At 65.3% G+C, this 1,532-nt stretch carries 1 protein-coding gene; it reads left to right on the top strand.

The annotated features are described in order from the left end of the window. Window positions 1-240: 240 nt before the first annotated feature. Window positions 241-1,509 carry an IS256 family transposase gene (locus ACIA8K_RS41220; RefSeq protein WP_396068962.1) on the top strand — a complete coding sequence of 423 codons (1,269 nt, stop codon included), beginning with the start codon at window positions 241-243 and terminating at the stop codon, window positions 1,507-1,509. Window positions 1,510-1,532: the final 23 nt, after the last annotated feature.

The raw sequence follows: 1,532 nt of genomic DNA, 5'->3' as shown, positions 1-1,532 counted from the left end.
GAGCGTGTCGGAAGGTCTGTGTAACGGATGTGTAGATTATCCGTTATTGCCGGGTTTCGGCCTGGTGGTGCAGACAGGATCATGATCATGACGCTGACTGACGACTTCGACCCGCTCACCATCGACAACGAGCACGTGGAGCCGGCGGTCACGCCGCGGCTGCCGCTGGCTGGCGACGGCGTGCCGGGCGTGGGGGCGCCGGCGGTGAAGGCGCTGCTGGATGAGCAGTTGCTGGACCAGATGGTGGCCCGGGTGCGTGCCGATGGTGGCCGGTTGACCGGGGCGGGGAGTTTCCTGTCCGAGTTGTGCAAGGCGGTCCTTGAGCGTGGGCTGAAGGCCGAGCTGGGTGAGCATCTGGGCTATGACCGGCATGCTCCGGCGGGCCGGGGCAGTGGGAACTCGCGGAACGGGAGCACGCCGAAGACGGTCCAGACCGAGATCGGTCCGGTGTCGTTGGACGTGCCGCGGGATCGGGCGGGGACGTTCACCCCGATGCTGGTCCCGAAGGGTGAACGCCGTCTCGGCGGCCTGTCGGATGTGATCATCAGCCTGTATGCGGGCGGGATGACCGTCCGGGACATCTGTCACCACCTGCGGCGGGTGTATGGCACGGAGATCTCTCCGGACACGGTCTCGGTCGTCACCGACGCGGTCCTGGACGAGGTCAAGGCGTGGCAGACCCGGCCGCTGGACGCCGTGTATCCGATCGTCTACATCGACGCCCTCGTCGTGAAGGTCCGTGACGGCAACCAGGTGAGGAACAAGGCCGCGCATCTGGTCGTCGGCGTGGACTGCGACGGCGTCAAGCATGTGCTCGGGATTTGGCTGCAGAACAACGAGGGTGCCAAGTTCTGGCTCGGTGTCCTCACCGAACTCCGTAACCGGGGCGTGCGTGACGTGCTGATCGCCTGCTGCGACGGTCTCGAAGGGCTGCCGGCCGCGGTCGAGACGGTCTGGCCGCACACGATCGTGCAGACCTGTGTGGTCCATCTGATCCGGGCGAGCATGCGCTATGTGTCCTATGCCGACCGGAAGAAGCTCGCCGCCGCGCTGAAGCCGGTCTACACCGCGGTTAACGCCGACGCGGCCGAGACCGCCCTGCTGGAACTGTCCGGCTCCGAGCTCGGGCGCAAGCATCCGACGGCGATCGCGGTCTGGGAACGGGCCTGGGACCGGTTCATCCCGTTCCTGGAGTTCCCGCCCTCGATCCGCCGGATCATCTACACCACCAACACGATCGAGAGCCTCAACTTCCAAATCCGGAAAATCATCAAGAACCGCGGGCATTTCCCGACCGACGACGCCGTCATCAAGCTCATCTGGCTCGCGATCTGCGACATCGAAGACAAACGCGCCCGCGACCGCGAAGCCGACCGCGGCAAGCCCGCGAACAAACGCACCGCCAAGCCCCGCCTGGTCGAGGGCGCCACGACCCACGGCTGGAAAGACGCACTCGGCGCCTTCGAAATCGCATTCCCAGGCCGCATCACGTCTACAATGGTCTTATAGGGGCAAAAGGATGGTTACACAGA

The organism is Catenuloplanes sp. NPDC051500 (genome assembly GCF_044454585.1).
GTDB lineage: Bacteria > Actinomycetota > Actinomycetes > Mycobacteriales > Micromonosporaceae > Catenuloplanes.
Note: the sequence above shows the minus strand (reverse complement) of the source record. Positions and strands in the feature narration are given on the sequence as shown.